The 14,375-nt window shown below is 52.4% G+C and carries 10 protein-coding genes; 7 read left to right on the top strand and 3 right to left on the bottom strand.

Features of this window, described 5'->3' with window-relative positions:
* Positions 1–8: 8 nt before the first annotated feature.
* The 3 genes from AAIR21_RS01950 (at position 9) to AAIR21_RS01940 (ending at position 3,031) form a co-directional block, all read left to right on the top strand.
* Complete coding sequence (locus AAIR21_RS01950) at positions 9–737, top strand: winged helix-turn-helix domain-containing protein (protein WP_014170839.1); 729 nt, start codon at positions 9–11, stop codon at positions 735–737.
* Entirely contained in the window at positions 712–1,185 is a 474-nt protein-coding gene (locus AAIR21_RS01945) for a hypothetical protein (RefSeq protein ID WP_020883251.1), read from the top strand. The genes AAIR21_RS01950 and AAIR21_RS01945 overlap by 26 nt, the downstream gene beginning before the upstream one ends.
* A 358-nt stretch (positions 1,186–1,543) precedes the next feature.
* Entirely contained in the window at positions 1,544–3,031 is a 1,488-nt protein-coding gene (locus AAIR21_RS01940; RefSeq protein WP_229216795.1) for an EAL domain-containing protein, read from the top strand.
* 41 nt (positions 3,032–3,072) lie between these two features.
* On the opposite strand, the gene yegD is transcribed toward AAIR21_RS01940, so the two are convergent.
* On the bottom strand, positions 3,073–4,425 hold the full coding sequence (gene yegD, locus AAIR21_RS01935) for a molecular chaperone (protein ID WP_020883253.1): 1,353 nt from the start codon (positions 4,423–4,425) through the stop codon (positions 3,073–3,075).
* Between the two features lie 130 nt (positions 4,426–4,555).
* Between yegD and alkA the strand changes: the two genes are divergently transcribed.
* Positions 4,556–5,428, top strand: a complete 873-nt coding sequence (gene alkA, locus AAIR21_RS01930; RefSeq protein WP_032679714.1) for a DNA-3-methyladenine glycosylase 2 — start codon at positions 4,556–4,558, stop codon at positions 5,426–5,428.
* Here the strand turns inward: alkA and AAIR21_RS01925 are convergent.
* Positions 5,393–8,722 (bottom strand): diguanylate cyclase, encoded by a 3,330-nt coding sequence (locus tag AAIR21_RS01925; protein ID WP_183516154.1) that lies wholly within the window; start codon positions 8,720–8,722, stop codon positions 5,393–5,395. The two genes, alkA and AAIR21_RS01925, sit on opposite strands and share 36 nt — an antisense overlap.
* A 343-nt stretch (positions 8,723–9,065) precedes the next feature.
* On the opposite strand from AAIR21_RS01925, the gene udk reads away from it, so the two are divergent.
* The 3 genes from udk (at position 9,066) to asmA (ending at position 12,253) form a co-directional block, all read left to right on the top strand.
* Entirely contained in the window at positions 9,066–9,707 is a 642-nt protein-coding gene (udk, locus tag AAIR21_RS01920; RefSeq protein ID WP_020883256.1) for a uridine kinase, read from the top strand.
* 91 nt (positions 9,708–9,798) lie between these two features.
* Positions 9,799–10,380: a dCTP deaminase gene (gene dcd / locus AAIR21_RS01915; RefSeq protein ID WP_020883257.1), complete on the top strand. Its 582-nt coding sequence runs from the start codon at positions 9,799–9,801 to the stop codon at positions 10,378–10,380.
* A 22-nt stretch (positions 10,381–10,402) separates the two neighbouring features.
* Positions 10,403–12,253, top strand: a complete 1,851-nt coding sequence (gene asmA, locus AAIR21_RS01910) for an outer membrane assembly protein AsmA (protein WP_032680627.1) — start codon at positions 10,403–10,405, stop codon at positions 12,251–12,253.
* Positions 12,254–12,299: 46 nt separating this feature from the next.
* Here the strand turns inward: asmA and AAIR21_RS01905 are convergent, their stop codons facing one another.
* Complete coding sequence (locus tag AAIR21_RS01905; RefSeq protein ID WP_020883259.1) at positions 12,300–13,883, bottom strand: TerC family protein; 1,584 nt, start codon at positions 13,881–13,883, stop codon at positions 12,300–12,302.
* Positions 13,884–14,375 lie beyond the last annotated feature (492 nt).

The following is a 14,375-nucleotide window of genomic DNA, read 5'->3' as shown; positions in this document are numbered from 1 at the left end:
GTTCCCGGATGAAAAAGATAATCAATGATCATATTGTATACGATTCAGAGACCAGAGCGCTAAGTGTACAGGGAGAAAGAGTGGTTCTGTCCGCTGCAACGGCAAGATTACTGGAGCTCTTTATTGCGAACAACCGCAAACAATTACATCGGGATCTGATTATAGAAGAAGTGTGGGGAAGGTATGGGTTGATCCCATCAGGTCACAGTCTGAATAAAAATGTCAGTATTTTGCGCAAAACGTTAGCAGAACTGGGAATGGATAATCTGATCGCAACTATCCCCCGAGAAGGATTTGTTTTTCAGGCGCAGATCGAAAACGTAAAAGAAGATGCGTTGCCGCATAGCATCACTGCATTAACCTCCGCCACCAAACCCGGGTTAAGGCGATATGGTAAAACGATCGTTGGCGGAATGTTAGGCATCAGCCTAGTGATATCTGGCTTTGTCCTTCTGCCAAAATTATTACGAGATACCGATGGTGTCGTGCATGTACAAAAATCCGGTTCCTGTGAAATATTTACGACAGATGATAATTCAGTTGAGAAAATATCCACTTTTTTGAATTCATCCCGATGGCAGCAATTCAAATCTATCTGTAAGGGAAGAAATAAGGTCATTGTGTTTTATGATGACAATGGATTGTCTGCAGGTAATAAACTAAAGGAATCATTTTTCAGTATTTGTACGTTAGGCTCCCGGGGAGTTGCACATGCGTGCGAAAATTATGTATTTTAGTCTTGCCGTAGCGCTTGTTATCATTTTTTTGTTTTTATTTAAACGTCATGAGGTTCCGGCAGCGCTGGTATGCTCAGCGAAGAACCATCTTGTGCTCAATACGCAAAAAACAGGTATGCACATCGAAGGGGAGGTATTGCTGGTTTTCAGGATATCATCTGCTGAAGAGGGGGTATTGTCACAAGTGGGCGTGATTAATGTTAATGGGAAAAGCTACGCCATTAACCGTTCCACGATGCTTAAATTTTTAGGTAATGATAGTGACGGCTACATACGTACCCAACGGGTTTCTGTGATCAAAAATGATAATGATGATTTGCCTGATGAGATCACGGGATTAATTATGTCTAAGCAACACAACTTTTATTATAAAATAATGCATATTGCGCACAATGTGTACGGTATACGCGATTTGCGACGCACCCTGTTGGTGTGTCGGGCAGCGTAATCCTCAGAATAGGGTATCGTCTTATTCTGAAATAATAACCTATGTGCCGCATTATTTATGGTTTTTTATTCTGTTAAAATCGAGTTTATTATCACTAAAGTTTGTCTGAATGTGAATATAAGCGCATAAGTTTGTACTCATTTCGGACCTCAGAATTCGCTACCGATACAGCAAGAATATTCTTATCATTTCCCCTGCGCTCAGTTTTATTGTAGGGGGGATGAGCTACTACACACTATGCAATCTAAAGGCATTTTATTGTTTTACCTTAAGTCTATGTGAATACCAGGTCAATTGTGAATACACTTTCCTGTTCGGGAAGGCTGCGTTTTACAATGAAAACGTGATGGTGATTATTATGAATAAGAAAAAGGTCTTCCTGCTCAGTTATGACATTTATCTTTTCGCCGGGCTTAGGGCTTTTTTGCCTAATCTGGTACTGGTCGACAGTCAGACATTTATATCAGAGTCAGACCTTTCTTTTCAGCAATACAACTCCTGTCTGTTAATTGTTGATAACCGGATGCCCTTTTTCCTGGTGAAGAAATGGCTACATCGTAACAGTAGCCAGTTTATCATGGTAAACAGCGTTGTTCTCAGGTTGAGCGAAAATGAGTGTATTAATCGAGGCTATGAATACAGTACCTCAATTGATGTAACACTGCATTATACGACCGTCATCGATATACTCACGCGTATACTGATGACCACCCCGCAACCGGAATCACGCGTAAAATCAGATGAGCTGGACGTTTTCGCGTTAACCGAATTTGAGGCAGACATGCTTAATGCCATGATGACGAAAGAGGGGCAGGCCGAATTCTGCCGGGCAAATTCATTGACTACAAAATCCCTGTATCGCTACCGGGATAAAATAACGCACAGGCTTGGTTTTAAAAATTTTATTGAATCTATTATTTTTCTTATCCGCAATGGTTTCCTGACTGAAAGGGATGTGGGGCAGAACAGTACGCTAATGCGCAAATCCACCGGGCGTAGTTATGATAATAATGATGCGGGGCGTCTGAGTCTGGCACTCAAAAATGATGAGATTTTACCTTATTATCAACCCGTTGTCGGTGCAGGTGGTGAACTGTGCGGTATAGAGATTTTGGCCCGCTGGCCATTAGGGCATAATTACACGATTTCGCAGCGAGAATTTATTCCGCTGGCAGAAAGCTGTGGCCTGATTAACGAACTCACCAGCTATTTAATGCATAAAGTTGCCAGTGACTTAAAGCAAAAGAATAACGGGTTAAATACACCGCTGTTTGTGGCGTTTAATGTCAGTCCAACCACGTTAAGTAACCCGGTGTTTTATTGGGAGTGCCTCAATTTTTTAGAGCTGACAGAATCGTTACCGGTGAAGCTCATGATTGAGATCACCGAAAATCAAACGCTGGCCGTGACGCCTGCAATAAAAGAACTGATCCGTTCACTGCGTAATCGCGGGGTGATGTTTGCTCTGGATGACTTTGGTACAGGATACGCGAATTTATGCTATCTGAATGAACTCGAACTGGATGTCATAAAAATTGATAAGACCTTTATCAACGCTATCCAGGCTGATAACCAACCGCTGCCGATGCTGGAATCGATTATTAATCTGGCGATGATTCTGGGGCTGCGTACCGTGGCGGAAGGGGTGGAGTACGCTTATCAGCGAGAGTGGCTTATCAGCAAACAGGTGGATTACCTGCAGGGGTATCATTTCCTGCCCCCGGTGCCGTTCGCTGATTTCCGGCGATTTGTCGAGCAAAGCCAGCCGACGACAAGAGAAGCGGCATGCAAAAAGGGCAGCGTGCTGCCAGGTAAAAAGGAAAATGTGCGTTTTAACGCGCTGTAAACGACGGAAGCCCTGCGCATTTCGAGGGCTTCCGTCGGGGCTTAACGGAACATCACCTGTGCCCAGCGGGCCAGACCTGCCGTTACGGAGCCAAAGTCATCGCCACCGGCAATCGGAATACCCGGAAGCTGTTCCGCCAGCGCTTTCTTGATAAGCGGTGAACGGGCGCTACCGCCGGTCAGGTAAATCACATCCGGCTTCTCTTTACCATTCTCCAGCGCCAGTTGCACCTGCTCGAGGATCCGCTGCAGCGGCTGGGCGAGTGCCGTTTCCAGCCCTTCCTGCGATATCGCGGTCGCCAGCTCATCACTGATAAAAGGTAATGAGACAGCGTGTTCAGCACGGTCAGAGAGGGCGATTTTGCTCTCTTCAGCGGTACGCACCACGCGATAGCTGAGACGCTGACGCCACACTTTATAGAGCAGGGCGACTTTATCCGCGTCCTGCGCGTCGCGTACCAGATCGTTCAGGAAGCGCCCGTTCGCGGTGCTGTAAAAATCACTCTGCGCCGGAACGTCGTTGATGGCGATGGCGTTCCACCAGGGCAGAATTGGCAGGGCAATGCCTTTTTCGGTTTGTCCGCCCATGCCGAGCAGCGGCATCAGGCTTTTAAATGCCAGAGCAATGTCCAGGTCGTTACCGCCTACGCGGCAGCCGCTGTGGCCCAACAGGCTGGTTTCGCGGTCACGACGCTGATGCCATTGTGGCCCCATCAGCAGTAAAGAGCAGTCGGTGGTGCCCCCGCCAATATCCACAACGAGCACGCGTTGCTCTTGCGTTAATGTGGCTTCAAAATCCAGCCCTGCCGCTACCGGCTCATACTGGAAGACCACGTCACGGAAACCGGCTCGGTGTGCGGCGCGCTCGAGGATCCCCTGCGCTTGCTGGTTAGCCTCTTCACCGCCCAGACCCTGGAAGTTGATCGGGCGACCAATAACGGCCTGCGTGATGGGATCGGGTACCTGGGTCTGCGCCTGGTTACGGATGTGCAGCATCATGGCGCACACCAGGTCTTCGAACATCGCCACCTGCTGTGGTTTTAACCCACTGGCGCCCAGAAACGACTTCGGTGATTTAACGAAGTAAACCTCTTCCGGATCGTCAATGTAATGGCCCAGCGATGAGAGGCCAAACTGCACGCTGGAAGGGGTCACGTCGATATCTTCGTCGCGGTTAAAACTGACCGCCCGGCGCAGCAGCGCCTGGGTTTCCGCTGCGGTAGCGGGCACCTGATGATGACGGAACAGCCATTCGCTGACCGCTTCGCGTGTGGGTGCGCAGAGCATTGATGGCAGCAGCGTGCTCTCTTTTTCCATCTTCAGGAGCTGTGGTTGCCCGTTTTGCATAATGGCAACCGAACAGTTTGCCGTACCGTAGTCAAATCCAATAAACACGATTAATCCCCATGCCAGTGAGAAGGGGCGAGACTTTAGCGAAATGTCTGCCTGGCGACAACAGGAATATGAAAGCAAGGCGAAACAAGGCCTTTCGGTTTATGCTGAGGGGAATAAAAAAGGAGCGATGATGTATACCCTGACCTGGCAACCCCCTTACGACTGGCAATGGATGTTTGGTTTCCTTAGCGCACGTGCGGTAGCGGGCGTAGAGACCGTCACGGACCACTATTACGAGCGCAGTTTCGCCTGCGAGGGGCATCAGGGGATATTTCGCGTTACGCCGGACAGCCAAACCCCTACGCTTGCCGTGACGCTCAGCCCGGGCTTGATTCCGGTTGCGCAGACCTGCCTTGAGCGTATCGGGCGACTTTTCGATCTTGGCTGCGATCCTCAGGCGATCCGCTCGACACTGGGGGATCTGGGGGCCGCACGGCCAGGCTTACGGTTGCCGGGGGCGATGGATGCCTGGGAGCAGGGTGTGCGGGCGATACTCGGGCAACTGGTTAGCGTGGCGATGGCGGCAAAATTGGCTTCCCGCGTTGTCGCCCTGTGCGGAGAGCCGGTTGAAGACGCCCCGGGTTATCTCTGCTTCCCGACCCCGCACGCGCTGGCCGCAGCGGACCCGCTGGCGTTGAAAGCGCTTGGAATGCCGGTAAAGCGGGCGGAGTCGATCGTTCATCTGGCTCAGTCTGTGGTGGACGGGACGTTTCCGCTTTCCCCTCCTGCGGATATTGAGGCGGGAATGAAGGCCTTACAGCAGCGGCCCGGAATAGGACGCTGGACGGCAAACTACCTGGCCCTGCGCGGCTGGCAGGCGAAGGACGTTTTTCTGCCGGATGATTATCTGATTAAGCAACGTTTTGCCGGGATGACGCCTGCGCAAATTCGGCGCTACGCCCAGCGCTGGCAGCCCTGGCGCTCGTATGCGTTGCTGCACATCTGGTATACCGACGGCTGGGCGCCATCAGTTGATGGCGAAATAGCTGGTATTAAGCAGTAGATCCAACGGCTGCGGCTCGGCGATGGTGTCGCCGTAAATAAAATCAATGCCGATGCCGGAGAGCGTGTCCATCATGATGGGCTGGTTACACGGACCAGCGATGGTTTTCATGCCCAGGCGCTGGGCGTGCCCCTGAACGATCGTCACCATCATCTCATCCATCAGGTTGCCATAAACATTCGTCACCATTTCCGTATCAAGCATCAGATAATCGGCCATATTGGCGCTGAGGTGGCTAAAGATGTTCATATCGCGTCCCACCTGGCTGAGTACGACGCGGCAGCCAGCATGGCGAAGCTTTTGCAGGCCCTGCTGCAGGTTCTCATCCGGGTTACATACCACGTCGGCAGCGATAACCAGATGCAGCAGACGGCCCGGCATGGGGCTCTTCTCCAGCAGGTCGACAAGTTCATCAACCAGCGTGACGCTTGCTAAACCCGCTTCAGACAGCGGAAGCGCGACCCCCATGCCTTTGTGGGCGACCTGTGCGGCGGAGGTGCGGAAAAACTCGTTGAAGATACGTCTGTCAAGGGCGTGCAACAGTTCAGGCTCCGCAAGTCCGGAGCGGAACGCATGCTCTTCCTGCACTTCGCCCTGGCTGGTCCACAGGCGTAATGAAATCAGCCAGAAGTTGCAGCTTTCCGGTATCCGTGGAGACGCGACGCTGCGGGCAATCATCATCAGGTGATTGTCTTTAATCATGTGCCACTGCTCATCAAGCGACATCATGCTGCGCATGCCGTGGTCCCGTTCCTGCTGGGGTTCGTAAACCGTGACGACGCCGCGTCCGCTGTTTTTCGAGGCGTAACAGGCGATATCCGCCTGTGACATGATTTCTGAAGCCTGATGGTTATTTTCATCAATCAGAGTGATACCCGCGCTGGCGCCGATCCGGTGCAGACGTCCTTCCCACATAAAGTGATAGTCATTGATGGTGTTAATCAGGCGGCCGGTAATATAACGCGCGCTTTCGATATTGCAGTCCGGGAGCAACAACCCGAATTCGTCCCCGCCGAGACGAGCCAGCACGTCGCTGGAGCGGAGCATGGTCAACATTAATGACGAAAGCTCCCGCAGCAGAGCATCACCCGCCGCATGGCCTGCGGTGTCGTTGACGGCTTTAAAACGATCGAGATCGATAAACACCAGCGCATGACGCTGGCGTGTCTCCTGTACGGTCTGTAAGAGCCGTTTGAGGTGATTTTCGAAACTGACCCGGTTTGCGAGGTGGGTGAGGGCATCGTGCGAGGCACTGTAACTGAGCTGACGCAGCATTTTGCGCGATTCCGTCACGTCCTGAATCACGATCACGGAGCCAATGTTCTGCCCGTCCAGCGTACTGAGCGGGGTGATGCTGTAGTGGATATCGTAGTTGCCGCCGGTACGGCAGTTCAGCACCACGTCCTGGTCTATATCGGAACGGGACATATCGCCGCTGTGAATATTCTCCATCAGCGGTCCCTTTTCACCAAAGGTGATGTGCAACACTTTCAGGACAGGCTGCCCGATAGCCTCGGTCTGCAGCCAGCCGCTCATTTTCTCGGCAACCGGGTTCATAAAGGTGACATTCATGTCGATATCGGTACACAACACCGCTTCGCCGATGGAATCGAGGGTAATGTGCAAACGCTCTTTTTCCTGGAACAGCGCTTCGTTGAGCTGCTTCACCTCGGTCATGTCCATGTTGATGCCGAGCAGGCGTTCGACTTCACCCTGTTTGTTCAGTACCCGGTTCGCCAGAGAGCGTATATGGCGCACGCCTTCTTTAACACGAATGCGGAACTCAAGCTTAAACGGCAAACGTGAAATGAGGGAATCCCGGAGCACCTTTTCAGCGTGAGCGCGGTCTTCCGGGAGCATCGTTTCGTGCCAGAGCTGCCAGGTGGGCTTGATGTGCGGCGGGATCTCATACAGCTCAAACATCCGCTTATCCCAGCTGATAATGTCCGGCTCCAGATCCCACTCCCAGATGCCGATACCGCCCGCTTCGTTGGCGAGGGTGATGCGCTCCATCAGGCGTTTATTGACCCACTCGGTCTGCTTCAGGTCGTTAATATCTTCAATCTGGGCGATAAAATAGAGCGGTGAACCGTCGGTGTGGCGCACCACGGAGACGGCAAGCAGGGCCCAGACCACTTCACCGTTGCGGGTGTAGTAACGCTTCTCAAGGGTGTAGGTGTTGATGTCGCCGTTGACCAGCTGCTCCAGCTGTTCGAGATCGGTATTCAAATCTTCCGGCCAGGTTAACTGCTGGAAGGTGAGGGCCTGAAGCTCCGTCTGGCTGTATCCCAGGAAGTTACACAGGGCTTTATTGGCCTGAAGCCACTGCCCCTCTATGCTGACCAGCGCCATGCCGATGGCGGAATACTCCATCGCGTTACGAAAACGCGCTTCACTTTCGGTGATATGTTTGCGTTCGGCGCGAAAGGCATACATCACCATGGTCATAATATTGGCCGGCAACAGCATCATCAAAAAGGGTAGCCAGGGCGCGTTTAGCGTCACCAGCAGGTTTTGCGGCGTCATGGATACAGGGTTACGCGTCATGATCAGCGAGACCATCATCACGGTGACCAGAAATACCAGAAACGCCTCCATTCGCGGCAGGCGCACGGCGCTCCACATAAGCAGAACGATAACGCAGGTGAAGGGCCACGGCAGCCAGGTAATCGCCATCCAACTGAGAGCCAGCGTCACGGCCATGGTGGCGAGCGTTTCCAGCAGCAATTTTGGGTTGCGGTGACGCAGCAGATAATGTGGTTTAAACAGTAACCCTAACGGCACCAGCGCCAGCGCACCAATGGCTTCTGATAACACCCAGACGAGGAAATTACGCAGCGGCTCCGGACCCGGCACCAGAAGATACACCAGCACCCCGCCAACCAGCGGTGGCACCAGCGCACTACCGATGGACAGACGGATCCAGTCATTCAGATTCTGCAGGGGGTTATACCACGGGAGCAGTTTACGCAGTAACACCGCGCCAATCACGGCTTCAACCACGTTGATAGCGGTATAGGTCGGGTTGATCGACGACCAGGAGAAAAGCATCCACGCGGCCAGGATATTGCCAAACGAGCAGGCCAGAGCGATACCCGGCCACATCTTTCCTGCATGACGGTAAAAGGCCACCATCATGATGGCGGTAGGGAACCAGAGCGGGGCGAGCAGGGTGCCGAAGCGGGTCAGCTCCAGCGAAAATAAGGTAAAGATAAAGGTGACCAGGCCCAGACAGACAAGTCGCAATAAAGGATGTGGGGTGGTAACCAAAACCCGCTGGTATTGTTTATTCATTACCGCTTTATCCAGAGACGCCATGCCGTCAGGAGAGAAATCCGGACGAGTGAATTTGATAATTTGGTTTATGCTAGTACAAACAATTTACAATTCATATGGCGACTGCTCATAATTTGACATCATAGACTTATTAAATAGTTACTCGGTATAAAATCCCCGACAAACGCTGAAAAAACGTGCGTTTAAATTTCACAAAGGGATCATTTCGTCGCTTTTCACCCTGTCTCGCAGAACCTGCGCTTTCGACTGGTATCATGCCCGCGAAATCCCTATAATTGCCGCGTTTGACGCTCCGGCGTCGTCCTTCCTTAACATCCAGGTTAATCAGGTCGCTAAATTTATGACTGATAAGTCTCATCAGTGCGTCATTATAGGCATCGCCGGCGCATCGGCTTCAGGTAAAAGTCTTATTGCCAGTACGCTTTACCGCGAACTGCGTGAACAAGTTGGTGATGAGCATATCGGCGTCATTCCCGAAGACAGCTATTACAAAGATCAATCCCATCTGTCGATGGAAGAACGCGTAAAAACTAACTATGACCATCCTAATGCGATGGATCACAGCTTACTGTTCCAGCATTTAGAAGCACTTAAAAGCGGCCAGGCAATAGAACTTCCCGTCTATAGTTATGTAGAACATACCCGTACGCAGGAAACGATCCGTATCGAACCGAAGAAGGTCATTATTCTTGAAGGTATTTTGCTTCTGACCGACTCCCGTCTGCGTGAATCAATGAACTTCTCGATTTTCGTCGATACGCCGCTGGATATCTGCCTGATGCGCCGCATTAAGCGTGACGTCAATGAGCGTGGACGTTCGATGGACTCCGTGATGGCGCAATACCAGAAAACTGTCCGCCCGATGTTCCTGCAATTCATTGAACCATCCAAGCAATACGCCGATATCATCGTGCCTCGTGGCGGTAAAAACCGCATAGCCATTGATATCTTAAAAGCGAAAATCAGCCAGTTTTTTGAATAAGCCGCGCGAATTGTGTACCGTTCAGGGATAACCTGGTTTTGCCCTGAGTCTTTATGGCTTCAGGGTACGATGCATGAAAGGAGAAAGTGCGATGCGTCTTTGTGATCGCGATATTGAAGCCTGGCTGGATGAAGGCCGTCTGTCTATTACACCACGTCCACCCGTGGAGCGTATCAATGGTGTGACTGTTGATGTGCGCCTGGGAAATAAATTCCGCACCTTTAGCGGCCATACCGCACCGTTCATCGACCTTAGCGGGCCGAAGGATGAAGTCAGCGCCGCACTTGATCGCGTGATGAGTGATGAAATCGTTATTGACGAGGGCGAAGCCTTTTATCTGCATCCGGGTGAACTGGCGCTGGCGGTGACCTATGAATCCGTGACGCTGCCTGCGGACCTTGTCGGCTGGCTCGATGGCCGTTCTTCTCTGGCGCGACTGGGGCTGATGGTTCACGTGACCGCGCACCGTATCGATCCAGGCTGGTCGGGCCGTATCGTGCTCGAGTTCTTCAATGCCGGTAAACTGCCTCTGGCACTGCGTCCGGGGATGATGATCGGCGCATTGAGCTTTGAACCGCTAACCGGTCCGGCAGATCGTCCTTATAACCGCCGTCAGGACGCTAAATATCGCGACCAGCAGGGTGCGGTCGCGAGCCGTATTGATAAAGACTGATCGTTAGTCCACTGAGGATGCTATGAGAAGAGTTCTGACAACGCTGATGATTTTGCTGGTGGTTCTGGTTGCTGGCCTTTCGGCGTTAGTCCTGCTTGTTAACCCTAATGATTTCCGTGCTTACATGGTGCGGCAGGTCGAAGCGCGTAGTGGTTATCAACTGAAGCTTGATGGGCCGCTGCGCTGGCACGTCTGGCCGCAACTCAGCATTCTCTCAGGCCGCATGTCGTTAACCGCGCCGGGTGCCTCCCAGCCGCTGGTCTCTGCCGATAACATGCGTCTTGATGTGGCGTTGATCCCGCTCTTTTCACACCAGTTGCAGGTCGACCAGGTGATGCTGAAAGGGGCGGTGATTCAGCTGACGCCGCAAACTGAAGCCGTGCGTGACTCGGATGCGCCGGTCGCCCCGCGGGAAAATACGCTGCCCGACGAGCCGACGGATACGGGCTGGTCATTTGATATAGCCAAACTGAAAGTCGCCGACAGCGTGCTGGTTTTCCAGCATGAGTCCGACGAGCAGGTAACCGTCCGTAACATCAACCTGAAGATGGAGCAGGACGCCCACCATATTGCCTCGCTGGAGTTTAGCGGAAGGCTGAACCGCGATCAGCGCGATCTGAATCTGTCGTTGAACGCCAACGTGAATGCCTCAGATTACCCCCATCAGCTCACGGCGGATATTCAGCAACTGAACTGGCAACTGACGGGAGCCGATCTTCCTGCCCAGGGGATCACCGGTCAGGGAACGCTGCAGGCCGTGTGGCGCGAAGAACAAAAACAGCTTGAGCTGGATAATCTCAACCTGCAGGCGAACGACAGCAGTCTGACAGGGCAGGCGAGCGTCACGCTTGAGGAGAAGCCGAAGTGGGTAATGAATCTGCAGTTTGACAAGCTCAATCTGGAGAACTTACTTCCGCCTCAGCCAGCAGGTGCAACCGACGGTAACGCTGCTCAGAATGGGCAAAGCCAGCCGTCCAAGCCGCGTCCGGTCATCTCCTCGAGTCTTGATCAGCCAGACTATAATGGTCTGCGCGGATTCACGGCTGATATCTTACTGAAAGCTAACAGCCTGCGCTGGCGCGGTATCGATTTTACCGACGTGAGCAGCCAGATGTTTAACCATAACGGTTTGCTGGTGATCTCCGAACTGAGCGGCAAAATGGGCGCCGGACATCTTTCTCTGCCGGGCACGCTGGACGTGCGTAAAGAGACGGCCAGCGCCGAATTCCAGCCGCGTCTCGACAACGTTGAGATTGGTACCATCCTTAAAGCCTTTAATTACCCGATCTCCTTAACGGGCCAACTGACGCTGGCGGGTGACTTTTCGGGGACGAAGATTGATGCTGAGGCTTTCCGCCGCGAATGGCAGGGGCAGGCCCATCTTGACCTGAAAGATTCCCGTATGGAAGGGCTTAACTTCCAGCAGCTGGTGCAGCAGGCGGTGGAGCGCAGCAGTGATGTCAAAGCCCAGGAAAACTACGACAGCGCAACGCGCCTCGACAGCTTTACCACTGACCTGACGCTGGATAATGGGCAGCTCACCCTCGACGGAATGCAGGGGACCTCTTCACTCCTGTCGTTAACCGGTGAAGGTAAGCTGGATCTGGTGAAAGAGACGGCGGATACCCGATTTAACGTGCGGGTACTTTCCGGCTGGCAGGGTGAAAGTAAACTGATCGACTTCCTTAAAGAGACGCCGGTTCCGCTCACTGTCTATGGCAAATGGCAGGCGCTGAATTACAGCCTTCAGGTGGATCAGATCCTGCGCAAACATCTGCAGGACGAAGCGAAACGTCGTCTGAACGACTGGGCGGATCGGAATAAAGATTCACAGTCAGGGAAGGATGTGAAGAAGCTGTTAGATAAGCTTTGATGCCCGAGCGCCCGGTAGCGCACATGCTACCGGGCAAAACAACTCACTAAACCTCATAGTCCAGTTCTTCTTCATCCCGCAGTGGAATGAGCTGCACCTTCTGTACACGGTGGCTCTCAACCTGCAACGTTTTAAGCAGATAGTCGCCCACCTGAACCTCTTCTCCCGGTTGCGGGATACGCTGCAAATATTCCATCAGCAGACCGGCAATAGTGTGGTATTCGCGTTTTTCATCCAGCGGCAGCGGCACATATTGCACCAGGTCTTCCAGCGGCATATGGCCGTTCGCCGTCCACGACCCGTCGGCATTTTTCTGGATGTCGTGGCGCGCATCAATCTCATCCACCTCGTTGGGCAAATTACCGGCGATGGTTTCCATGACGTCGCTGAGCGTGACCAGTCCTTCAACGGAACCGAATTCATCCACCACAAAGGCAAAGTGAGTGCGCGCGTTACGGAACTGCTCAAGGGCAGAAAGCAGCTGCAGTCCTTCAGGGAAGACCAGCGGCTGGCGCACCAGAGCGCGCAGATTGAGTGCTTCACCGTGCAGCTGCTGTTGCAGCAGGTCGATGACGTGCACCACGCCCAGTAACTCCTCTTCCTCTTCACCACCGGTGACAACCACGCGGGTGTGCTGGTTTTTATCCAGCAGGGCGCGAATGTGCTCCTCCGGTGCCGTCAGGTCGATATGCTCAATGTCATGCCGTGATGTCATGATGCTGCTGACCGTCCGCTGATTAAGATTGAGCACTCGCTCAATCATCAGTCGCTCCTGCGGATTAAAGATCAGCCCGTCACTGTGATCGGCAAGCATCGCGGCGGATTCCGCATCCAGTTCCGCATCCTCTTTTTTCCCGCTCAGCAGGCGCATGACCGTGTCGGCCGTGCGTTGACGTAACGTCTGATTCGCTGAGAGGAAACGGCGACGGTTGAATATCGCCAGCTGGTTCAGCGCTTCAATCATTACTGAGAAACCAATGGCGGCATACAGATAGCCTTTCGGAATGTGGAATCCAAACCCGTCTGCCACCAGGCTAAAGCCAATCATCAGCAGGAAACTCAGGCAGAGAATAACAATGGTCGGGTGGCTGTTAACGAACCGGGTCAGGGCTTTACTCGCCATCACCATCAGCGTAATGGCAATGATCACTGCGGCCATCATCACGGCCAGGTGGTCAACCATCCCGACGGCGGTGATCACCGAGTCCAGTGAGAAGACGGCGTCCAGCACCACGATTTGCGCCACCACAGGCCAGAATTTTGCCCCGCGTCGCTGGGTCGGGTTTTCACTGTCTTTGCCTTCGAGCCGCTCATTAAGTTCAACCGTCGCTTTAAACAGCAGGAACAAGCCACCGAAGAGCATGATCAGGTCACGGGCGCTGAAGCTCAGGCCGTGAACGGAGAACAAAGGCTGTGTCAGCGTGACCAGCCAGGAGATAGAGGCCAGCAGCAGCAACCGCATCACCATCGCCAAAAGCAGGCCCGTTACGCGAGCGCGGTCACGCTGAGAAGGGGGCAGTTTTTCGGCGAGGATGGCGATAAAGACCAGATTATCAATACCGAGCACCAATTCGATGACGACCAGCGTCACCAGTCCGGCCCAGATTGATGGATCGGCAATCCATTCCATAGTAATAGCAATACCTTCTGTTATATGACGAATGTCACACTTCGATCATGGATAAAGCGGCGGGAAATTGCAATGCCGGGCTGAGATTTCTCTTAATAAGGCCGAACAAAAAGAGAGCAATACGCTGGCGCTGTAAATAAGGTAATTACGTATATTTTATTACGCACAGTACATTTTAGGATATATCGCAATTAATGGTTTTTATTGTTGCTTTGTCAATATAAAGAAAATCCTAAAAGGTCAAAACTTTGCTCTTAATATTAATCTTAAAAACAGTTATTAGGACAGTTGTCTCCTTGCCTGCTATTAGGTTAGCTGCAACAATTCCTCCAGCATCAAATGTTAAATCTCCTTGTTGCTATTATTGTTTCGGTCTTCAGGAATGGTTATTGATTATCCGTCGGGCGTTTTTGCGGCTGATATATTTCCAGAAGACCTTGTTCAAGAGGGTGTCTATCCATAACACATTGTTTAGTCAGTGGATTGGTAACT

Source organism: Enterobacter sp. PTB, from assembly GCF_051130085.1.
Lineage (GTDB): Bacteria > Pseudomonadota > Gammaproteobacteria > Enterobacterales > Enterobacteriaceae > Enterobacter > Enterobacter ludwigii.
Note: the sequence above shows the minus strand (reverse complement) of the source record. Positions and strands in the feature narration are given on the sequence as shown.